Origin of the sequence: Marinobacter sp. (genome assembly GCF_040882185.1) — a bacterium.
GTDB lineage: Bacteria > Pseudomonadota > Gammaproteobacteria > Pseudomonadales > Oleiphilaceae > Marinobacter.
This window is the reverse complement of the sequence record NZ_JBBEBW010000036.1, coordinates 15,873-36,222: the sequence shown is the minus strand read 5'-3', so window position 1 is coordinate 36,222 and position 20,350 is coordinate 15,873. Positions and strand designations below refer to the sequence as shown.

The window sequence follows — 20,350 nt, the reverse complement described above, 5'->3', positions numbered from 1 at the left end:
CCGCTAACGGGTTTCAACGAGGAGTAGGATCATGCATCCAGCATTATGGGTCAGTAAAACCGGGTTGAGTGCGCAAGACACCAACATGACAACCATTTCCAACAACCTGGCCAACGTTAATACCACGGGTTTCAAGCGTGACCGGGCGGTGTTTCAGGACTTGCTGTATCAGGTCAATCGACAGCCTGGCGGCCTCTCATCCGAGAACTCGGAACTGCCCTCCGGACTTCAGCTCGGTACCGGTGTCCGGATAGTGGGTACGGCCAAGCAGTTTACCCAGGGCAACCTGCAGGTGACCGAACAACCTCTGGATATGGCGGTCAACGGTCGTGGGTTTTTCCAGGTGCTGTTGCCGGACGGTGACATTGCCTACACCCGGGATGGCCAGTTCCAGCTTAACGCTGATGGCGACATCGTGAACCCGGAAGGTTACTTGTTGGAACCAAACATCAACGTTCCTGAAAACGCCACTACGGTCACCATCGGTAAAGACGGCACGGTGTCAGCGGTAGTGAATAACCAGGCGGCTCCGGTCAATCTCGGTGAAATTCCACTGGTGGACTTCATCAATCCGCAGGGCCTGCAAGCCATGGGTAACAACCTCTATCGTGAAACCAACGCCAGTGGTGATCCGATCGAAGGTCAGGCGGGCATAGACGGTCTGGGGACAGTGGAGCAGGGCATGACAGAAGCATCCAACGTCGAGGTCGTCGAAGAGCTGGTCAACATGATCACCACTCAACGGGCCTATGAAATGAACTCGAAAGTGGTTTCTGCCACTGACCAGATGCTTCAGTTCATTACCAACAACATCGGTTAAATGGCTAGCCATTTCACGGGTATGAGGTATTCATCATGAGCGACCTGAACAGACGCTCCCCCTGGCTCCTGAGTCTGATTGTCACCTTGACAGTGTTGCAGGGCTGCACGGCCGTGAGCCGACCCAGAGCCATGCCCGATGACCCTGCCTTCGCACCTGTGCGAGCCCAGGCCATGATGCAGCGTGATCCCAACTCCGGCGCCATTTATCAGACCAGCCGGAACACCAATTTATACGGTGACACCATTGCTTTGAACGTCGGTGATGTTCTGTTGGTGGCATTGGAAGAATCTACACAGGCGAGCAAGAACGCTGGCAGCAGCATTACCAAGGACAACGAAATTTCGTTCAGTGACGGCAGCATTCTCGGGCGCACCGGTTTGAACCTTGGTACTGACCTGCGATTGGAGCGTGATTTCGAAGGTGAGGCAGAAGCGGATCAGAGTAACCGGCTGGCCGGTAGTATCTCTGTCACCGTCACCGAAATACTGCCAAACGGTGTGCTGATGATTCGTGGCGAGAAATGGTTGTCTCTGACCAATGGGGATGAATTTATCCGGCTGACTGGGCTGGTCCGTCCCCAGGACATTCTGCCAAACAATACCATTGCCTCCAATCGCATTGCTGATGCCCGAATTTCCTACGGTGGCACCGGCGATTTCGACCAGGCAAACCAGATGGGTTGGCTGGCCAGGTTCTTTAACAGTGAGTGGTGGCCTTTATGAGCTGTATTCGAATGTCCGTAATGGCTTTGGTACTTGCGCTGATTACTGCGCCAGTATTGGCAGACCGCCTCAAGGATATGGCACGGGTCAAAGGTGTGCGCTCCAACCAGTTGATCGGTTACGGTCTGGTTGTGGGCCTTGATGGCACCGGAGACAAAGCGCCGTTCACCAACCAGACTTTCCGCAACATGATGAACCAGTTCGGCATCGTCTTGCCGGACGGCACCAACCCCAATCTGGCGAACGTGGCTGCGGTCACCATCCACGCCAGCCTGCCACCGTTTGCGAAACCCGGTCAGGAACTCGACATCACTGTTTCGTCGATTGGCAATGCCGACAGCCTCCGGGGTGGCAGTCTGCTGATGGCGCCGTTAAAAGGTGCGGATGGGCAGGTCTACGCGATGGCTCAGGGTAGCCTGGTGGTGGGTGGTTTTGGTGCTGGTGGCGCGGATGGCTCACGGATTACCGTGAATGTACCGAGCGTTGGCCGGATCCCCAATGGCGCGACCATCGAACGGGAAGTAACGTCCCCGTTTGCGCAGGGCGACACCATCACTTTTAATCTGTTGCGTCCTGATTTCACGACAGCTCGCAGGGTGACGGAAGTCATCAATGAAACCTTGGGCACCGGGATGGCCTATGCCCACGATGCGACGTCGGTATCGGTGAAGGCGCCCCGGGACCCGTCCCAACGGGTCAGCTTCCTGTCCATTCTGGAAAATCTGGAAGTCGATCCAGCCGAGGAGTCTGCCAAGGTGGTCATCAACAGCCGTACCGGAACCATTGTGGTTGGTCAGAACGTCCGGGTGAGCCCGGCAGCGGTTACCCACGGAAGTTTGACAGTGACGATTAAAGAGAATCTGGAGGTCAATCAACCCAACCCGTTTGCGGATGGTGACACCGTGGTAACCCCAAATACCCAGATCGCAATAACCGAAGAACCGGCCCGGATGTTCCAGTTTGGCCCGGCGGTCACCCTGAATGAGATTGTGCAGGCTGTTAACCAGGTAGGTGCAGCCCCAGGCGATGTCATGGCAGTACTGGAAGCATTGAAACAGGCTGGCGCCCTTCGCGCTGAACTGATTGTTATATAGGTGAAGTGATGCAGGATTCACGTCTCCAACAGGCTCAGGTATATACCGAATTCAGCGGGCTCAATGCGCTGAAGACCCAGGCGCGCACAGATAAAAAAGGCGCACTTGAGGAAGTGGCGAAGCAGTTTGAGAGCCTGTTTGTATCGGAGATGCTGAAATCCATGCGGGCAGCCAACAAAGTGCTGTCGGAAGGCAATTACCTCAATAGCAGCCAGTCCGAATTCTATCAGGATATGTTCGATAGTCAGTTGAGCCTGAGCATGTCACAGCAGCGTGGCCTGGGTCTGTCAGAAGCGTTGGTTCGACAGCTCAGCCGCCAGATTCCAGGCATGACTGATGAAGGTCTGAAACTCACCGGGCATAAGGGCACGCTGGCGGATTATGATCGCAGCCTGCCAAGGCTTTCTCCTGAATTGCCAGACCATGTCCGGCAAGTCGATGAGGTGGTTGATTCTGGTTTAACCGTGCCTGCCAGACCAGACGTAACATCGGCGGTCAACCAGGCACGGTTCGAGTCTCCCGAAGCGTTTGTTCGTGAACTATTGCCCCTGGCACAAAAAGTCGCGGGTGAAAGTGGTCTCAACCCAAGGGTCATGATTGCCCAGGCGGCACTGGAAACTGGGTGGGGCAAGCATATGATCGAGAGCAGCACGGGCGGCCCCAGCTTCAATCTTTTTGGTATCAAAGCCGACAGCCGGTGGCAGGGCGAGGCGGTCAATATTGCTACCACTGAGTATCGTGAAGGTGTCCCCATGAGTGAGCGGGCCGCGTTTCGGGCTTATCCCGATTACGAGGCAAGCTTCCGGGACTATGTCAGCTTTCTTGAGAGCAACCCGAGATACCGTGAAGTATTGGCGGCTGCAGACAAACCGGAGCAGTTCGCGGAGAAGCTCCAGGCTGCAGGCTACGCAACAGACCCGGAATACGGAGCGAAAATTCGCCGGATTATGGATGGTAGCCTGCTTGAGGCAACTGCTCCCGATTCTGTCTTGACTGGTTCTGGGGAGTAACGGCTATGGCAGGTCTTATTGGTATTGGTCTGACCGGCATTCTGAGTCATCAGGCAGCACTGAATACCACAGGTAACAACATCACCAACGCGAATACGCCGGGTTACACCCGCCAGGAGGTGGTCTTTGAAACCCAGCCGGGTCGCTCGACCGGCGCTGGCAATGTTGGCAGTGGCGTCAACGTCAGTGATATCCGTCGTATTGCCGATGCCTTTATCAGCGAGCAGCTACGAGGCGATTCTTCTCTGTTTAACGAGCAGGACACCCTTAACAAAGAACTGTCCCGTCTCGACAACCTGCTGGGTGGTGAAAGTACCGGGTTGAACAATGCCCTGAATAATTTCTTTGCCAGCCTCCAGAGCGCTGCCGAAGATCCTGCTGCCTTGCCTCAGCGGCAGTTGGTACTGAGCGAAGCGCAGGGGCTGATTAATCGCTTCCAGGCGTTGAATTCCAGTTTTATCCAGCAACAGCAGTCCGTTAACTCACAAATGCGCGCGAATACCTCCGATGCCAACGCCCTGCTTGCCAGTATTGCGGAACTAAACCTGGCGATATCTGAAACGCCGGGCCTCGCCCAAGGTAACGAGCCCAATGCTTTGCTGGATAAGCGGGACGAAAAACTCCGTGAACTGTCGGAGCTGATGAAGATCCGCGTGGTGCCGGCCGAAGGTGGGCAAATCAACGTACAGATGACCAACGGCCAGGCGCTTGTGGTTGGCAATCAGGCCTCGACTCTCTCTACCGAGGCCAGTGACGAAGATTCATCCATGCTGAAGTTCACGCTGACCAGTAGCGGCCGGGCCCGGGACGTCACTGAACAGATCGTCGGCGGCAAGTTGGGCGGATTGCGACAGTTCATGTCCGAAGGGCTCGAGCCTGCGTTTGACGAACTTGGCCGTATTGCGCTGGCGTTGTCGGACCAGATTAACCATCAGCATCAGATAGGCATGGATCTCGAGGGGGATCTGGGTGGTCTGTTTTTTACCGACATAAACAGCCGAAGCGCTCAACTTAACCGCGTCTCCCCGAATGCTGAAAATCAGCCGCCCAAAAGCGGAGTCGTCGCGGTTGAAATAACCGACAGCAAGGCGCTCACGGCAGGCTCCTATACACTCCGGTTTACCGGCAATAATGGCGATAATTTCGAGCTGGTTGATCGTGCCAGCGGTGAGGTCGTCCGTCAGGGCGCGCTGCCAACGCCGTTACCGGCCGAAATCTCCATGCCAGGTTTTAATGTTCGTATCGAATCCGGAGCTTTCGAACAGGGTGACAGTTTTCTGGTTCGGCCCACCCGTTCGGCAGCCACAGATATCGCGCTGCAGGTGGAACGGGAAGAAGAGCTGGCCTTTGCCAGCCCGATCAAGGCCGAGGCGGGCAGCGGAAACTCGGGCAATGGAGTGATCTCCCAAGGCACCATGCTGGATGTCAAAAATCCGCTGACAAATGTTCCGTTGTCCGAGTTCACTACCCGGGGTGAGCTATCGCCACCGCTGATGGTGCGATTCACCAGTGCGATGGAGTACGACATTCTCGATGCTTCTGACCCGACCAACCCGCAGCCTCTGAATCCGCCGGTGACCGGGCAAACATTCCAGAACGGCATTTCCAACAAGCTGTTTTCAGAAGATCCCCAGAACGCTAACTACCGGGGCTTCCAGTTCGAGATAAATGGGAATCCGCAGGCTAAAGATGTCTTCCAGATCAATTACAACACGGACGGCATATCCGACAACCGGAACGCACAATTTCTGGGTGGGCTTGCAACGGCGAATACCATGAACGGTGGCAATCAGAGCTTCACCGAGGCCTATGGTGGTCTGGTGGGGCAGGTCGGTGTCACCACTCGTCAGGCGCAACTCGACGTGGATGCAGGCCAGGCCTTACTGGAGCAGACCACGAATCAGCGTGATTCCATGTCCGGGGTTAATCTGGATGAGGAGGCCGGTCGATTGATTCAGTATCAGGCTGCTTATAACGCATCGGCGCAGGTTATGAGTGTTGCTCAGGATCTGTTTGATACACTTCTGAATACCTTCCGCTAAGTTGAGGTAACTGACTATGGTTCGCATTTCATCTCAACAGGTTTTCCAGGGTGGTATCAACAGGCTGCAGGACCTAAATTCCGAGCTGCAGAAGACGCAGCAGCAGATTTCAACGGGTAAACGGGTGATCAACCCTTCTGATGACCCCGTAGCAGCAGCCCGAATCCTGAAACTGGATCAGGAAACCGCTCAGATCGGCCAGTTCCAGCGTAATGTCGACCTGGCGGAGAATCGGTTGGAGCAGGAGGAGAGCACTCTGGCCGACGTCACCGATCTGATCGAGCGTGTCCGTGAGCTCACGGTGCAGGCGGGAAATGGCACCCTGTCTGCGGATGACCGCAACTCTATTGCATCAGAGCTGCGTCAACGCCTGGACCAACTGGCCACTCTTGGCAATTCCCGTGATGCATCCGGTGAGTATATTTTCAGCGGGTTCAAAGGCAATACGCCTGCATTTGGTCAGAATATTTCCGGCGACTGGATCTACCAGGGCGACGAGGGTCAGCGTTCGCTGGAAATTGATACCGGCGTGAAAATCGCAATCAGCGATACCGGCAAAGAGATATTCACCGGCATAAAAACAGGCGAGCCAACTTTTTTTGCCAGCGCCAGTCCTACTAATACCTCTGGCGGGCGCATCAGTACCGGCATGGTGCTCGATCAGGATATCTTTAACGGTTTCTACGCTGGTGATACGGACGATGTTGTGGTCGATATCAATGATGATGGAGCGGGGGGGCTGGAGTATGAACTGCGCTTCCGTTCCGATGATCCCGCTGATCCGGGATATACCCCAATCGCAACTGGCGCCTACCAGAGCGGCGACAGCATTCGGGTAGCGGGAATTCAGTTTGAGATAACAGACGCCCAGGCGGGAGATCGTTTCGAAATTCAGACATCTGAAAAACAGTCAATGTTCACCAGCATGGAAAAGCTGATTTACGGGCTTGAAAACCAGGCCAAGGCGCCTGCGGTGGCGACTTTGCCAGCCGGAGGATTTACTCCGCAACCGGATGACACGTTGACGATTAACTCGGTCGACTTTACCGGGCTGACGACTTTGGCGGATCTCAGGGACGCGATCAACGCCAGTAATGCCCCCGAGCTGGAAAACGTAACCGCAGCCCTCAACGGCAATGGTGATCTGGAAATCACCTCCCTGAGTGGCAACCTTGATTTTGAGGCTGATGATAATGGAACGCCCGGCGGCCAGATCCAGGTAGAAGGCGCCCAGTTCGATAATCTGGACCTCGCTGGTGGCGTTACAACGGCCACGGTTGCAAATGGCCAGCAGGCATTCGAGAACCTGATTTCAAGTTCTATTGTAAATCTGGATAATTCCCTGGAAAAGGTTCTCGTTACACAGACGGAAATTGGTGGTCGTCTTAATGCTCTGGAGTCGACCCGGGAATTTCTGGCGGATTCGTCCGTTTATACCGATGAGATACGCTCGGAACTCAGAGACGTTGATTATGCGGAAGCGGTCAGCCGCCTGAGCTTTCAAAGCTTCGTTCTGGAAGCGGCGCAACTGTCGTTCGCCCAGGTTTCACGGCTCTCACTATTTGACCGGCTATAATCGCTCAATCCGGAGTGTTTAAGCAGTTGCTTTCACTGATAACCTCAGTATAATCGCCTCCACTCTCCGATGCCGGGGTGGTGAAACTGGTAGACACGCGAGATTCAAAATCTCGTGCAGGCAACTGCGTGTCGGTTCGAGTCCGACCCTCGGCACCATGTATTGGCCGCATAGCGGTATCAGCGAACAGCCTTTCAATGAACGTCTCGGATTTCCACTTTGAATTACCCAGCGAGCTGATTGCCCGATACCCTCTGGCGCAGCGCAGTGCCTCCCGATTACTAACACTTGACGGCGCTACGGGTAAGACTAGCCACCATCGGTTTCTCGATTTACCGACATTTCTGGCTCCCGGCGACCTGCTGGTTTTCAACAATACCCGCGTTATACCTGCCCGTCTGTTTGGTCGCAAAGAGACCGGAGGCCAACTTGAGATTCTGGTCGAGCGGGTGACGGGCGAGCATAGATTGCTTGCCCATGTGCGCGCGTCCAAATCCCCTAAGGCCGGCCAGAAAATCATTCTGGAAGACCAGTCTGTACTGCGGATGCAGGGACGCCAGGACGCGTTGTTCGAATTATCCAGTGAGTCGGGGGAGCCGGTTCTCGATCTTCTGGAACGTATCGGTCATATGCCGCTTCCCCCCTATGTAGACCGGCCCGATGAATCCACAGACCGTGAGCGTTACCAAACGGTCTATGCCCGCGAATCAGGCGCGGTGGCAGCGCCGACGGCAGGGCTGCATTTTGACCAACCATTACTGGCGGCCCTGGCGGAGAAAGGAATCGAGAGCGCGTTTGTGACACTTCATGTAGGCGCGGGCACCTTTCAACCGGTTCGGGTCGACCGCATTGAAGACCACATCATGCACAGTGAAATTGCGCATGTGCCCGAGGAAACCGTCGCAGCCGTTGCCCGTACGAGGGCAAGAGGCGGTCGGGTCATTGCCGTGGGAACCACTTCGGTCCGATCACTGGAATCTGCCTCACGGGAAGGCCAGTTGAAACCCTTTCGTGGTGAAACCGATATCTTTATTTTCCCGGGTTACCGCTTTCAATGCGTCGATGCCATGGTCACCAATTTCCATTTGCCGGAATCGACCTTAATCATGCTTGTCAGCGCGTTTGCGGGCCAGAACCATGTTATGGCGGCTTATGAAGAGGCGATACGCGGGCGTTACCGGTTCTTCAGTTACGGCGATGCCATGTTCATCACGGGGCAGGTGTCCAGTCTCGGAGCTGCCAATGCGAATACCCCGCCAGGAGACCTACTTTGACTGACACTGCAAACCCCTGCCGTATGTCCTTTGAGAAGCTCGGTGAAGACGGCAAGGCCCGGCGCGGGCGCCTGACTTTCCCCCGGGGCCAGGTTGAAACCCCTGCTTTCATGCCGGTGGGCACCTATGGCACCGTCAAAGGTATGTTGCCCCGGGACATCGAAGGCATTGGTGCCCAGATTATCCTGGGTAACACCTTTCATCTCATGTTGCGGCCGGGTACCGAGGTCATCAAGGCTCACGGTGACCTCCACGACTTTACTCAATGGCAGGGCCCGATTCTGACCGATTCCGGCGGTTTTCAAGTATTCAGTCTGGGGGAAATGCGCAAGATCACTGAGGCAGGGGTCACTTTCCGCTCGCCGATAGACGGCTCGCCGGTGGAGTTGTCGCCGGAAATTGCCATGCAGGTTCAGCGAGACCTCGGTTCAGACGTCGTGATGATCTTCGACGAGTGCACACCATACCCCGCGACGGAAACCCAGGCCCGCGACTCCATGGAGCTCTCGTTGCGGTGGGCTCAGCGCAGCAAAGAGGCTCACGGCAGCAATACGGCGGCGCTGTTTGGTATCGTCCAGGGCGGCATGTATCCCTCACTGCGGGACAAATCCCTTGAGGGTCTGGTTAATATTGGCTTTGATGGCTTTGCCATCGGTGGCTTGTCCGTGGGCGAGCCCAAGGCGGATATGCTGAATATTCTGAATGAACTGCCCGCTAAAATGCCGGAAGACAAGCCCCGGTACCTGATGGGCGTTGGCAAGCCCGAAGACATCGTTGAGGCCGTGCGCCGTGGTGTCGATATGTTTGACTGCGTCATGCCTACCCGTAACGCCCGCAATGGCTATCTGTTCACCGCAACCGGCGTGGTCAAAATTCGCAATGCCCGGCACCGTCATGATACCGCTCCGCTGGATGATCAATGTGACTGCTACACCTGCCAGAATTTTTCTCGAAGTTATCTCCATCATCTGGATAAGTGCGGTGAAATGTTGGCATCGCAACTCAATACCATTCACAACCTGAGGTATTATCAGAACCTGATGGCCGGATTGCGTGGGGCCATTGAAGCAGGTACATTGTGCGACTTTATTGACACGTTCTATGCCCAGCGCGGTGAGTCTGTGCCGCCGTTGTAACTAACCCGGAAGGCTTTGCCCGACGGGCAGAGCCACCGACCAAACCAAGATCAATGGAGATCCAAAAATGAAAGCAATCCAGACCCTTTTTATCACTTTGCTGGCGATGGTGCCTGGGCTGGCCTTCGCTCAGGACGCGGGCCAGGGCATGAGCGTTATCGGCCAGGTCATATTTTTCGCAGGCTTCATCCTGATCTTCTACCTGCTGATCTGGCGTCCCCAGTCCAAACGTGCCAAAGAGCATAAAGCTCTGATGTCCGGTCTTGATAAGGGCGATGAGATTGTTACCTCTGGTGGTGTCGCGGGTAAAATCACGAAAGTCACCGATGACTTCATTCTGGTTGAAATTGCCGAGAATGTTGAAGTCAAGGTTCAGAAGGTAGCCGTGGCTTCAGCTTTGCCCAAAGGCACATTGAAAGATATCTGATCGTTGATTTAACCGGTTCTTCTTAACGCGCCACTCCAATACGTACGAACGGGATTGCTGTTCAAAAAAGGCACCGCATGCTGAATAAATATCCACTTTGGAAAAGTCTGGTCATTCTGATTGCTGTAGTGATTGGCTTTATCTATGCATTGCCCAATCTTTATCCAGACGATTTTGCTGTTCAGATAACCGGTGCCCGAAGCAGCACCACGGTAGATGAGCGGACGTTAGAGCGCGCAGTTTCGAGTATCGAGGAAGCCGGGTTCGAGGTTAAGGCGGCGTCCATTCAGGAGCGTAACGGCCTGATTCGGCTACAAAGCGCTGAGGCTCAGCTCAGGTCCAGGCCGCTGGTTCAGTCCGCACTGGGCGATGAGTATCTGGTGGCATTGAACATGGCGCCCTCCACTCCGGACTGGCTCCGCAGCTTGGGCGCTGGCCCGATGAAACTGGGGCTGGACCTTCGCGGCGGTGTGCACTTCTTGCTTGAAGTGGATATGGAAAGTGCCCTTGAGCAGCGGCTGGAGGCCTACTCCAGCGAAATCAAGCGCGAGCTGCGGGAAGAACGAATTCGTTATCGCGGCGGTGATGTTGTGGACAATAACAGTATTGTCCTGACGTTCCGGGATGAAGCAGCCCGTACAGAAGCATTCAGTCAGGTGAGGGATCGATACAATGAGTTTGTGCTTGACGAACGCAGCCCCAGCGAAGAAGAGTTTGAACTCGTACTGACGTTATCGGAGCAGGAAATCCGTCAAATTGAGGATTACGCGGTAGAGCAAAACCTGACGACGATCCGTAACCGGGTCAACGAATTGGGTGTCGCCGAGCCAATGGTTCAGCGCCAGGGCCGCGAGCGGATCATCGTTCAACTCCCTGGCGTCCAGGATACCGCGCAGGCAAAACGTGTCCTGGGTGCCACCGCCAATCTCGAATTCCGCTTGGAAGCCCGCCAGGATGCGCCTTCGGGAGCCACCGAGGTTTTACCTTTCCGCAATGAGCCAAACCGTACTGCCAGACTTGAGCGTGAGGTTATTGTCACCGGTAACAACGTGGCCAATGCCCACCAGGCGTTCGATGAAAATGGTCAGCCGCAGGTGAACATCACTATGGATGGCCCTGGTGGGGATATGATGAATCGTGCTACCCGAAACGCCATTCAGCGACGGATGGCCGTTATTTTCATTGAGTTTCGGACGGAAACAGAAGAGCGTATGGTCGATGGCGAGTCGACGACGGTTGAAAATCGGATTGAAGAGCAAAGCATTATCAGCCTGGCGACCATTCAGTCGGCCTTGGGTGCCAGCTTTCGTATTACCGGGTTGGATTCAATCAATGAAGCCTCTGAGTTGGCTCTGCTTTTAAGGGCTGGTTCCCTGGCGGCTCCGATGTATTTCGTGGAAGAGCGAACGATTGGTCCAAGCCTCGGTCAGCAAAATATCGATGCGGGCTTTATGTCTGTGTCCCTGGGCTTCATCCTGGTATTGCTTTATATGCTGGTCTATTACCGGGGCTTTGGTTTGGTCGCCAACGTGGCGTTGTCCATTAACCTGATGCTGTTACTGGCCTGTATGTCGATTTTGTCAGCAACCCTGACACTTCCGGGTATCGCTGGCATCGTATTGACGGTGGGCATGGCGGTGGATGCGAACGTATTGATTTTCGAGCGTATAAAAGAAGAGCTCAAGGCGGGTATGCCACCTCAGTCTGCGATCAGTGCAGGTTATTCAAGAGCGTTCGTTTCTATCGTGGATGCGAATATCACGACTTTGCTTGTCGCTGTGATCCTGTTTGCCATGGGTTCCGGCCCGGTGAAGGGTTTCGCGATTACCTTATGTATCGGCATCCTGACGTCCATGTTCTCCGCTCTGCTGGTCAGCCGCGGTTTGATCAACCTGGTTTATGGTGGGCGTAAGGTCGAGAAACTGTCTATCGGCGGGAAGTTGTCCAATGTCTGAAGTCGAGAAGAAACCTATTGATTTCATGGGGATTCGAAAGTCCGCAGCGGTATTTTCGATCGTTCTCTTAGTTGCTTCTTTTATAATCATTGCTGTTAACGGGCTCAATTTAGGGCTCGATTTCACTGGTGGCGCCTCGGTCGAACTGCAATACGAGACCCCCCCCGAACTGGACGAGGTTCGCGGGACACTCTCCGACGCCGGGTATGAGAATTTCGTGGTGCAGAACTTTGGTAACGAATCCTCCGTACTGATCAGGCTTTCAGAAGCCTTTGATGATGAGCTAGCGGGTCGGGTGACTGATGCTTTAAGGGCAACCGGTGATGAACTTGAGCTGGTCAGCTCGGCTTTCGTCGGGTCTCAGGTAGGGGAGGAGCTTAAGGAAGACAGTGGTCTTGGTCTTCTGCTGGCTCTTGCTGTGGTGTTGATCTACGTGGGTATGCGCTTCCAGTTCAAGTTTGGCATTGCGTCGGTCGTACCGCTGGCTCACGATGTCATTATTATTCTCGGTATTTTTTCACTCTTTCAGTGGACCTTTGATCTGAGCGTGCTGGCTGCACTTTTGGCCGTCATCGGGTACTCCTTGAACGATACCATTGTGGTGGCGGATCGCATCAGGGAAAACTTCCGCAAAATGCGAGTGGGGGATGCCGAGCACATTATCAATGAATCCATCCACCAGACTATCAGTCGGACATTGAACACATCCGGCACTACGTTAGCTGTGCTGCTGGCGCTGTATTTTTTCGGTGGCGAGGCGATCAATAACTTTGCGATCGCGCTGATTATTGGTGTCGTCGTTGGTACATATTCATCCATCTATGTCTCAGCAAGCCTGCTGATAGCATTGGGCGTGACCCGGGAAGATATGGTTGTACCACCGAAAGAAGGTTTGGTCGGGGCAGAAGAAGAGGAAGAACAGCCGCCTGAATGGTTGAACCGGATGTAATCTGGTTTGGGTATAAAAAAAGCCGCGAGACTTATGTCGGCGCGGCTTTTTTGTGTCAGCAGTGTAGCGTCAGCGAGGCAAGCGACCCCGGAAAGGCTGCAGAACCTTGAGGATGTCCTTGAACAGCTTCGGATTGGCAACAACTATCTGGCGCGCCTGGTCCGTCGACGGGTTGCCCGAAAAGTCACCGGTTAACGAGCCGCTTTCGTTCGCAATGATCAGGCCAATGGACAGGTCGGCGGCCTGGGGACGGAAAACAATGGCTGCGTCCAGATGACCAGCGGCCACCCTGGCCATATCCAGGGCAACACATCCGGTGGTTCTGATCAGGCTGGACTGCTGCGCCAGAGTTGCTGCCAGTTCACCCCAAAGTAGCGGGTCGTCGGCGCCGCGGGCCTGGTCAAGCAGGTTGGTCACGATGGCAGCATCTTCAACGTGTTTGACTGTGCCGGTCCGCACACGACGGCTGTTAAGCCCGGCACCGTGGCCACGACTAGCGGAATACTCCTCGCCGGTAACAGGATTGACCAGCAACAGGTTTTCCGCCCGGTTGTCCTTCTTTTGCATCAATGCCAACGCGAAGTCAGGAATACCACGCAGGAAATTTTCACGGCCCAAAAGCGGAAAAATGTGCCAGCTGCGGGAGTGCTCGCCAGCATCGGACTCTCCACTGGGGGCAATGGCGTGGTCCTTGTAAGCCTTCTGAAGCTGCTCTGAAAAGTTTTCGTAGAGCGAATGTTCTACCCGGTCGAGTTGGCTTTGCAGTTCAGTCTGGTCTCGCTCAGACAGCTCCTGTCGTTCGAAGTGGGCTTTCAGAAAGTCTGAGCCCTGGCGCGCAACGCGCAGAGCCATTTTGATTGCTGGTTGCATCGGACTATTCGTCACCTGGCTGAGAAAAGGTTGCGTATCATATCAAAATGACGTTTTCGCTTATACGTTTATTGGATGCACAAGGTGTCTGAATTGCAGGTTTGAGCAGGATAACGGGGTATGACGACTGACAACGGAGTCTGACGACTGACTGGACGACTGACTGAGAGTGCTCGGAGGAGGTTGCTGGGTCTGTTATTATATTGCGTCCAATTTTTGAACATTAGAGAAACCCTCTCATGAAAAAAGCGGCGATGCCGGTGACAGAGCATATTCCCTCCTGGGACAACATTCGTGTGGTACTGGTAGAAACATCCCATTCCGGCAACATCGGCGCGGTTGCCAGGGCCATGAAAAATATGGGGTTTTCCAATCTATGGTTGGTTAGCCCGACGTCGTTTCCTGATGAAACATCCTATGCGCGCTCCGCAGGGGCAGCTGATGTGCTGGACAACGCTCAGGTGGTAGCGACTCTGGGTGAGGCAATTGATGACTGCGTCATGGTGATGGGAACCAGCGCCCGCGGCAGAAAAGTTCCCTGGCCGGTTATTCCGCCTCCCGACGCTGCCTACAAAGCATTCGAACATGCGCCCCATGGGCCGGTAGCGCTGGTTTTTGGAAGAGAAAACCACGGTTTGAGTAACGATGAGCTCCAGCGTTGTCACTTTCATATTCATATTCCGTCCAATCAGGATTACAGCTCTCTTAATCTGGCGATGGCGGTCCAGGTAGTTACTTATGAGTTAAGGATGCACTACCTGCGTGGTCTGGAAGGGGGCGATGGCAGTTCGCAACTAACGCCTATGGTCGCGCCTGGGGATCCAGGATGGGACTCCCCACTAGCGCCGGTGCGAGAGGTGGAAGGACTATTTGAGCATCTTGAAAAAGTATTGGTTGAGATTGAGTTTCATAGACGGGACAACCCGCGGCAATTGATGTCAAGGTTGCGGCGTTTGCTTCAGCGGGCACAGCCAGACCAGATGGAAATCAATATTCTCCGGGGGGTGCTCTCCGCGATCCAGAAATCGGTAGGTAGCCGTGTCGGCGGGAAGCATTCTGGACCGCCTCCAGGCGACGTGGGGCCCGGCTGAATACTTGACTGAAATACTTGGTCAATTCATACTCATGCTTTGAGTTTTACGAATTCTCGCAACGTCGAGGCCTTGTGCTATGCGATTGACCACGAAAGGCCGGTATGCCGTCACTGCCATGCTTGATCTGGCACTTCACTCTGACGAGGGGCCGGTGAGCCTGGCAGACATCTCCAGCAGACAAGGGATATCGCTGTCTTACCTTGAGCAGCTTTTTGCCAAGCTGCGTCGTGAGCAACTGGTGATCAGTGTGCGAGGCCCGGGTGGGGGTTATCGTCTGGCCCGTAGCAACGATCAGCTCTTTATAGCAGAAGTTGTAGATGCGGTGCATGAGTCGCTGGATACCACCCGATGCAAGAATCAGGGTGATTGCCAAAACGGTGAGAAGTGCCTGACCCACCATTTGTGGTCTGATCTAAGTGATCAGATCCATCAGTTCCTGAGCGACATTAGCCTGGCGGATCTCCTCAAGAAAAGGGAAATTCAGCTTGTCGCTGATCGTCAAAATCGACAGCATCAAAAGGCTAGCTCCCAAACTATCAACACCGAGCGCCTTTCTAGCCAGGCCCCGGTCTGACACTCCGTGATGCTATGAAAACACCTGTATATTTCGATTACGCGGCGACAACGCCTGTTGATCCTTCGGTCGCCCAGACCATGATGAAGTACCTGACGCTGGACGGCGTATTTGGTAACCCGGCCTCTCGCACCCACGGCTTCGGTTGGCAGGCGGAGGCCGCCGTGGAAGCTGCCAGGAGACAGGTCGCTGGTCTGATTAACTGTGATCCCCGGGAAATTGTCTGGACTTCTGGCGCAACCGAAGCGGATAACCTCGCTATTAAAGGTGCGGTAGCCGGGCATGCGAACCCACATATCATCACCTCTGCTATCGAGCACAAAGCGGTAATCGACACCTGCGCCTGGCTCGAATCCCAAGGGTGTCGTGTTAACTGGCTGAAACCCGACTCGACCGGGCGTGTATCGGTGCAGCAGGTAGCTGATGCGCTCACCGCTGACACGGTGCTGGTTAGTCTGATGTTGGTCAACAATGAGCTGGGGACGGTTAACGACATCCCGACTATTGGTGCCTTCCTGCGTGAGAAGGGGGTCTTGTTTCATGTGGACGCAGCCCAGGCTGCAGGTAAGATGCTGGTGGACGTCTTGACGATGCCAATGGATCTGATGTCATTGTCAGGCCACAAGGTTTACGGACCGAAAGGTGTCGGAGCATTGTATGTTCGCCGCGACCCCGGGATCGGAATCGAGGCTCAAATTCACGGTGGTGGTCATGAGCGGGGTATGAGGTCTGGCACATTGCCTACCCATCAACTGGTGGGGATGGGCCATGCCTTCGAGTTGGCGCAAAGACAGCTGGCGGACGACTGCGAATTTCTTGAGGCCTTGCGGGCCCGGTTCATGGTGCAATTGGAAAGCTTGCCGGGGGTGGCCTTGAACGGAAGTCGTGAGCATCGGGTGCCGGGAATCATGAACCTTCGGTTTGAAGGGGTGGAAGCCGAAACCCTTATGCTGGGCCTTAGGGAACTCGCGATTTCCTCAGGCTCAGCCTGTGCCTCCGCTGCACTGGACCCTTCATTCGTATTAAAAGGGATAGGCCTCTCTGATTCAGAGGCACATAGCTCATTACGTTTTTCCCTAGGCCGGTTTTCTACCGAAGAAGAGGTCGATTTCGCAGCGCAGCAGTTGAAGGATGTCGTTCCACGTTTGCGGGCTGTGCGCCGAACTGTCGCCTGATTGGTGGCGTTCCATCGAGCCCTGGTAGGAAGTTGCCCCCCGACTGCGTATAATCGCAGGCCTGAAATTTTCCCTGACCATAAATTGGAGATTTACCATGTCAAATGAGCGCACGCTCTCGATCATCAAGCCTGACGCCGTTGCCAAAAACGTTATCGGTGAAATTTACAGTCGTTTCGAAAAGGCAGGTTTGAGCATCGTGGCATCAAAGATGATGCATCTGACTCAGGACCAGGCAGAGGGTTTTTATGCCGAGCACAGAGAGCGTCCGTTTTTTGCTGATCTGGTTGCGTTCATGACCTCCGGTCCGGTTGTGGTTCAGGTTCTTGAAGGTGACGGCGCAATCCTGAAAAACCGTGACCTGATGGGAGCTACTAACCCGAAAGAAGCTGAAGCAGGCACCATTCGTGCTGATTTCGCTTCTTCTATTGACGCTAACGCCGTTCACGGTTCGGATTCCGCCGCTTCTGCTGAGCGCGAAATCGCCTATTTCTTTAACGATAACGAAATCTGCCCGCGCGGCTGATGCAATTGTCGATTAAGCCCGGGTGCATCGAGGCTGCCGGGTTTCCTGTGTTTCCGAGCATCAAGGTGCTTATTGAGGTTCTGTCATGACGTCGCCCGTTGAAAAGATCAATCTCCTGGGGCTGCCCAAGCCCAAACTCGAAGCGTTCTTCGAGACGCTGGGAGAGAAACGTTTCCGGGCCACCCAGGTGTTGCAGTGGATTCACCAATGGGGTGTCGACGACTTTGATCAAATGACCAATATGAGCAAGGTGTTGCGGGAGAAACTGAAAGAAGTTGCTGAAGTCCGCGGTCCCGAAGTGATTGTTGACGAAACATCCAAGGACGGTACCCGTAAATGGGTGATGCGGATGGATAGCGGCAACGCCATTGAGACTGTGCTGATTCCAGATGGCCATCGTGGGACGCTTTGTGTGTCCTCACAAATCGGTTGCAGTCTGGATTGTTCTTTCTGCTCGACAGGCAAGCGGGGGTTCAATCGTAACCTTACGTCTGCAGAGATTATTGGCCAGGTCTGGGTCGCGCGCAAAGCTTTTATGCCGTATGAGCCGGGCCCGGATCGTCCTATTACAAATGTCGTCATGATGGGCATGGGAGAACCATTGCTTAACTTCGAGAACGTGGTTGACGCCATGAACCTGATGATGGAAGACCTGGCATACGGTATATCCAAACGCCGGGTCACACTGAGTACATCGGGTGTTGTTCCTGCTCTTGACCGACTCGGTGAAGTGACTGATGTGTCATTGGCGATTTCATTGCACGCGCCCAATGATGAATTGCGGAATCAGTTGGTTCCCCTGAATAAAAAATACCCTATCGCCGAACTTTTGGCGGCCACCCGTCGCTACCTTGCGCGGTTGCCTGACAAGCGCAAGGTAACGATTGAGTACACCGTTATCGAAGGGATGAATGACACCCCAGCGCTTGCAGCGGAATTGGCGGAGTTATTGCGCGGCTTGCCCTGTAAAATCAATCTGATACCGTTTAACCCCTTCCCGGAAAGTGATTTCCGGAGGCCGAAGCTTTCAGCAACCCGTCGTTTTCAGAATGTGCTTAATGAGGCGGGCTATGTCTCGACTATCCGCACGACCCGCGGGGATGACATTGATGCTGCGTGTGGCCAATTGGTAGGACAGTTTGAAGATCGTACCCGCAGAAGCCAACGATACATTCCCGTTCATCAGATGACCCCCTGATGACTGGCCATAACTGACAGGAAAATTCAGTGACCCATGACATGAAGTCCAAACTGAGTACTGTTCTTATCAGCCTCGGTATGGTTGTTTTGCTGGCGGGTTGCGTGACCTCCTCAGACAGCCGATTTGCCCGGGAGGCTAACGAAGACAAAGCCGTCAGGAACTACGTTCAGTTGGCTACTGCCTATATTGACCAGGGCAATCTTGATCGTGCGAGGGATCATCTTGAGCGTGCTCTGGAAATCAAGCCGGATAGTGCCAGCGCGTTAGCTGCGATGGGGCTGATCTATCAGCGGGAAGGCGACTCACAATTGGCGAGGGAGTCTTTCGTTAAAGCCGTCGGCAATGATGGCAGTTACACTCGGGGCCGCGTTTTTTACGGTGCTTTTTTATTCGAGCAGACTGATTTTGATGGTGCAAAAGCACAGTTTTTAAAGGCTTCAACGGATACAGGTTATGAAGATCGTGGCTCTGTCTTTTTTAATCTGGGCCGAATTCATCAGCGACTCGGCGAAACGGAAAGTGCCATTAACGCATTTCAGCGTTCCGTAGAGTTGACGCGAGGAGAGCCGAGAGCGCTACTGGCACTGTCCACAACCTTGGTGGAAACCGGCTCATATACAGAGGCCTCGCGTTACTACAGTCAATTAATGAGGGCCATGCAAGGCAACCGTCAGATGCAGCACTCACCGGAAAGTCTGCTGACAGGTATACAGATTGCGAGATATTTCGATGAGTGGGACCGGGAAGCGAGTCTTGCCCTGGTGCTGAAGAACCAATATCCAAAGTCAGACCAATACCAACACTATAAGGCGCTGATTTCCAATGACCAGTGAAGACACCTCTCCATCTGTCAATCAGGGTAGTGCCGGGACGCAATTGCGCCAAGCTCGCGAGGCAGCAGGGCTGACAGTGGCGCAGGTCGCAGAGAGCCAGCATCTTCGGCCGACGATTATTCAAGCCATTGAAGAAGGTAACTACAGTCAGGTTGACAGCGAGTTGTTTCTCAAGGGGTACGTAAGAACTTACGCAGGCACGGTCGGTCTTAATCCCGACAGTGTGGTCGCCTCGCTAGACAAAGAACTTGAGCCACTTCGCAAAGAGAAAGCGGCTGCAGAAGAGATTAATCCGCTCCAGGACATTGAGCGACGCAAACGCCAGAAAGCACGTGTTGCCAAAGGAATTGTGCTGATTTTGGTCGTCATTGTGTTAGGTCTCCTGGCGCAACGATTTATTTCATTGCCAGGTGAGAGCTTCACGCCGGAGCCGTCGGCTGAATCCGAGTCTGCAACGGACCCGCAAGAATCTCCAGTCGATGAGAGTGTCGAGGAGAGTATTGAGGATGGGGAATTCCAGAATGAGGGTCGCCAGATCGAGCCCCCAGAAGAGACTGAAGATTTCAGTCCGGGGAGTGGCAGTAACGGTGACAGCGAAATCGCGGATGTGGAATCTGGTGTGGATGGCCTGGCAGCGGAGTTCAGTACGGATGGCAACGCCGAGAATCTGACCGGGGGTGTTGCAGTCAGCGAAGCTACGGACAATGTTGATTTGGTGGTAGAGAATGATTCTGGCGCGCCTGCTGAAGTGGCTGATATGGCTCAGCCGGAGAGTGAGAGCCAAAACACCGATACAGTGGATCAGGCCCAGAACCTTTTCACAGCCAGCTTTTCAGATGATTGCTGGGTTCAGATCACGGATGCTAGCGGCCAAACCCTGGTGGCGGCAATACGCCGGGCCGGTGAACGCATTTCGGTCGAGGGTACACCGCCATTAAGGATTGTGCTGGGGGCGGCGGATGCCGTCGAACAACTCGAGTTTGCAGGGGAATCTGTGGACTTGTCTTCCTACCGGGCCGTAAACAACCGGGTAGAGTTTACTCTTGATGTTTAAAGTTTCCATTTAGCC

18 protein-coding genes, 1 tRNA gene and 1 pseudogene are annotated in these 20,350 nt (G+C 54.3%); 19 read left to right on the top strand and 1 reads right to left on the bottom strand.

Features of this window, described 5'->3' with window-relative positions; genetic code table 11:
* Nucleotides 1-31: 31 nt before the first annotated feature.
* From flgG to secF, 12 genes are all read left to right on the top strand, one after another.
* Nucleotides 32-820 carry a flagellar basal-body rod protein FlgG gene (gene flgG / locus WEB64_RS16925; protein ID WP_368057217.1) on the top strand — a complete coding sequence of 263 codons (789 nt, stop codon included), beginning with the start codon at nucleotides 32-34 and terminating at the stop codon, nucleotides 818-820.
* Nucleotides 821-855: 35 nt separating this feature from the next.
* Nucleotides 856-1,545 (top strand): flagellar basal body L-ring protein FlgH, encoded by a 690-nt coding sequence (flgH, locus tag WEB64_RS16920; RefSeq protein ID WP_368057219.1) that lies wholly within the window; start codon nucleotides 856-858, stop codon nucleotides 1,543-1,545.
* Nucleotides 1,542-2,639, top strand: coding sequence for a flagellar basal body P-ring protein FlgI (locus WEB64_RS16915; RefSeq protein ID WP_368057220.1), 1,098 nt, complete (start codon nucleotides 1,542-1,544; stop codon nucleotides 2,637-2,639). The genes flgH and WEB64_RS16915 overlap by 4 nt, the downstream gene beginning before the upstream one ends.
* An 8-nt stretch (nucleotides 2,640-2,647) precedes the next feature.
* Nucleotides 2,648-3,649, top strand: a complete 1,002-nt coding sequence (gene flgJ / locus WEB64_RS16910; protein WP_368057222.1) for a flagellar assembly peptidoglycan hydrolase FlgJ — start codon at nucleotides 2,648-2,650, stop codon at nucleotides 3,647-3,649.
* 5 nt (nucleotides 3,650-3,654) lie between these two features.
* Nucleotides 3,655-5,691, top strand: a complete 2,037-nt coding sequence (gene flgK / locus WEB64_RS16905; protein WP_368057224.1) for a flagellar hook-associated protein FlgK — start codon at nucleotides 3,655-3,657, stop codon at nucleotides 5,689-5,691.
* A 16-nt stretch (nucleotides 5,692-5,707) separates the two neighbouring features.
* On the top strand, nucleotides 5,708-7,267 hold the full coding sequence (gene flgL, locus WEB64_RS16900) for a flagellar hook-associated protein FlgL (RefSeq protein WP_368057226.1): 1,560 nt from the start codon (nucleotides 5,708-5,710) through the stop codon (nucleotides 7,265-7,267).
* A 71-nt stretch (nucleotides 7,268-7,338) separates the two neighbouring features.
* Nucleotides 7,339-7,425: transfer RNA gene (locus tag WEB64_RS16895), tRNA-Leu, on the top strand.
* On the top strand, nucleotides 7,396-8,541 hold the full coding sequence (gene queA, locus WEB64_RS16890) for a tRNA preQ1(34) S-adenosylmethionine ribosyltransferase-isomerase QueA (protein WP_368057228.1): 1,146 nt from the start codon (nucleotides 7,396-7,398) through the stop codon (nucleotides 8,539-8,541). Before WEB64_RS16895 ends, queA begins: the two co-directional genes overlap by 30 nt.
* Before the next feature lie 23 nt (nucleotides 8,542-8,564).
* The gene (tgt, locus tag WEB64_RS16885) at nucleotides 8,565-9,677 is read left to right on the top strand and encodes a tRNA guanosine(34) transglycosylase Tgt (protein WP_368057369.1); all 1,113 of its coding nucleotides are present in this window, start codon (nucleotides 8,565-8,567) and stop codon (nucleotides 9,675-9,677) included.
* A 67-nt stretch (nucleotides 9,678-9,744) separates the two neighbouring features.
* A complete protein-coding gene (yajC, locus tag WEB64_RS16880) occupies nucleotides 9,745-10,104 on the top strand; it encodes a preprotein translocase subunit YajC (RefSeq protein WP_368057230.1) in 360 nt (119 codons plus the stop codon).
* Nucleotides 10,105-10,181: 77 nt separating this feature from the next.
* Nucleotides 10,182-12,059 carry a protein translocase subunit SecD gene (secD, locus tag WEB64_RS16875; RefSeq protein WP_368057232.1) on the top strand — a complete coding sequence of 626 codons (1,878 nt, stop codon included), beginning with the start codon at nucleotides 10,182-10,184 and terminating at the stop codon, nucleotides 12,057-12,059.
* Nucleotides 12,052-13,008 carry a protein translocase subunit SecF gene (secF, locus tag WEB64_RS16870; RefSeq protein WP_368057234.1) on the top strand — a complete coding sequence of 319 codons (957 nt, stop codon included), beginning with the start codon at nucleotides 12,052-12,054 and terminating at the stop codon, nucleotides 13,006-13,008. The genes secD and secF overlap by 8 nt, the downstream gene beginning before the upstream one ends.
* A gap of 69 nt (nucleotides 13,009-13,077) precedes the next feature.
* Here the strand turns inward: secF and WEB64_RS16865 are convergent, their stop codons facing one another.
* Nucleotides 13,078-13,878: an inositol monophosphatase gene (locus tag WEB64_RS16865; RefSeq protein WP_368057236.1), complete on the bottom strand. Its 801-nt coding sequence runs from the start codon at nucleotides 13,876-13,878 to the stop codon at nucleotides 13,078-13,080.
* A gap of 239 nt (nucleotides 13,879-14,117) precedes the next feature.
* On the opposite strand from WEB64_RS16865, the gene trmJ reads away from it, so the two are divergent.
* From trmJ to WEB64_RS16830, 7 genes and pseudogenes are all read left to right on the top strand, one after another.
* On the top strand, nucleotides 14,118-14,969 hold the full coding sequence (trmJ, locus tag WEB64_RS16860; RefSeq protein ID WP_368057238.1) for a tRNA (cytosine(32)/uridine(32)-2'-O)-methyltransferase TrmJ: 852 nt from the start codon (nucleotides 14,118-14,120) through the stop codon (nucleotides 14,967-14,969).
* A gap of 79 nt (nucleotides 14,970-15,048) precedes the next feature.
* On the top strand, nucleotides 15,049-15,546 hold the full coding sequence (iscR, locus tag WEB64_RS16855) for a Fe-S cluster assembly transcriptional regulator IscR (RefSeq protein ID WP_368057240.1): 498 nt from the start codon (nucleotides 15,049-15,051) through the stop codon (nucleotides 15,544-15,546).
* Between the two features lie 14 nt (nucleotides 15,547-15,560).
* Nucleotides 15,561-16,749 (top strand): annotated as a pseudogene (locus WEB64_RS16850) (IscS subfamily cysteine desulfurase).
* A 69-nt stretch (nucleotides 16,750-16,818) separates the two neighbouring features.
* Nucleotides 16,819-17,247 carry a nucleoside-diphosphate kinase gene (gene ndk / locus WEB64_RS16845; RefSeq protein ID WP_368057242.1) on the top strand — a complete coding sequence of 143 codons (429 nt, stop codon included), beginning with the start codon at nucleotides 16,819-16,821 and terminating at the stop codon, nucleotides 17,245-17,247.
* An 85-nt stretch (nucleotides 17,248-17,332) separates the two neighbouring features.
* Entirely contained in the window at nucleotides 17,333-18,445 is a 1,113-nt protein-coding gene (gene rlmN, locus WEB64_RS16840) for a 23S rRNA (adenine(2503)-C(2))-methyltransferase RlmN (RefSeq protein WP_368057244.1), read from the top strand.
* Nucleotides 18,446-18,474: 29 nt separating this feature from the next.
* Nucleotides 18,475-19,281 (top strand): type IV pilus biogenesis/stability protein PilW, encoded by an 807-nt coding sequence (pilW, locus tag WEB64_RS16835; RefSeq protein ID WP_368057246.1) that lies wholly within the window; start codon nucleotides 18,475-18,477, stop codon nucleotides 19,279-19,281.
* Complete coding sequence (locus WEB64_RS16830; RefSeq protein ID WP_368057248.1) at nucleotides 19,271-20,335, top strand: RodZ domain-containing protein; 1,065 nt, start codon at nucleotides 19,271-19,273, stop codon at nucleotides 20,333-20,335. Before pilW ends, WEB64_RS16830 begins: the two co-directional genes overlap by 11 nt.
* The last annotated feature ends 15 nt before the right edge of the window (nucleotides 20,336-20,350 follow it).

Coding starts and splice junctions, on each gene's coding strand:
- flgG (WP_368057217.1), top strand. CDS start 32: ATGCATCCAGCATTATGGGTCAGTAAAACCGGGTTGAGTGCGCAAGAC.
- flgH (WP_368057219.1), top strand. CDS start 856: ATGAGCGACCTGAACAGACGCTCCCCCTGGCTCCTGAGTCTGATTGTC.
- WEB64_RS16915 (WP_368057220.1), top strand. CDS start 1,542: ATGAGCTGTATTCGAATGTCCGTAATGGCTTTGGTACTTGCGCTGATT.
- flgJ (WP_368057222.1), top strand. CDS start 2,648: ATGCAGGATTCACGTCTCCAACAGGCTCAGGTATATACCGAATTCAGC.
- flgK (WP_368057224.1), top strand. CDS start 3,655: ATGGCAGGTCTTATTGGTATTGGTCTGACCGGCATTCTGAGTCATCAG.
- flgL (WP_368057226.1), top strand. CDS start 5,708: ATGGTTCGCATTTCATCTCAACAGGTTTTCCAGGGTGGTATCAACAGG.
- tgt (WP_368057369.1), top strand. CDS start 8,565: ATGTCCTTTGAGAAGCTCGGTGAAGACGGCAAGGCCCGGCGCGGGCGC.
- yajC (WP_368057230.1), top strand. CDS start 9,745: ATGAAAGCAATCCAGACCCTTTTTATCACTTTGCTGGCGATGGTGCCT.
- secD (WP_368057232.1), top strand. CDS start 10,182: ATGCTGAATAAATATCCACTTTGGAAAAGTCTGGTCATTCTGATTGCT.
- secF (WP_368057234.1), top strand. CDS start 12,052: ATGTCTGAAGTCGAGAAGAAACCTATTGATTTCATGGGGATTCGAAAG.
- WEB64_RS16865 (WP_368057236.1), bottom strand. CDS start 13,878: ATGCAACCAGCAATCAAAATGGCTCTGCGCGTTGCGCGCCAGGGCTCA.
- trmJ (WP_368057238.1), top strand. CDS start 14,118: ATGAAAAAAGCGGCGATGCCGGTGACAGAGCATATTCCCTCCTGGGAC.
- iscR (WP_368057240.1), top strand. CDS start 15,049: ATGCGATTGACCACGAAAGGCCGGTATGCCGTCACTGCCATGCTTGAT.
- ndk (WP_368057242.1), top strand. CDS start 16,819: ATGTCAAATGAGCGCACGCTCTCGATCATCAAGCCTGACGCCGTTGCC.
- rlmN (WP_368057244.1), top strand. CDS start 17,333: ATGACGTCGCCCGTTGAAAAGATCAATCTCCTGGGGCTGCCCAAGCCC.
- WEB64_RS16830 (WP_368057248.1), top strand. CDS start 19,271: ATGACCAGTGAAGACACCTCTCCATCTGTCAATCAGGGTAGTGCCGGG.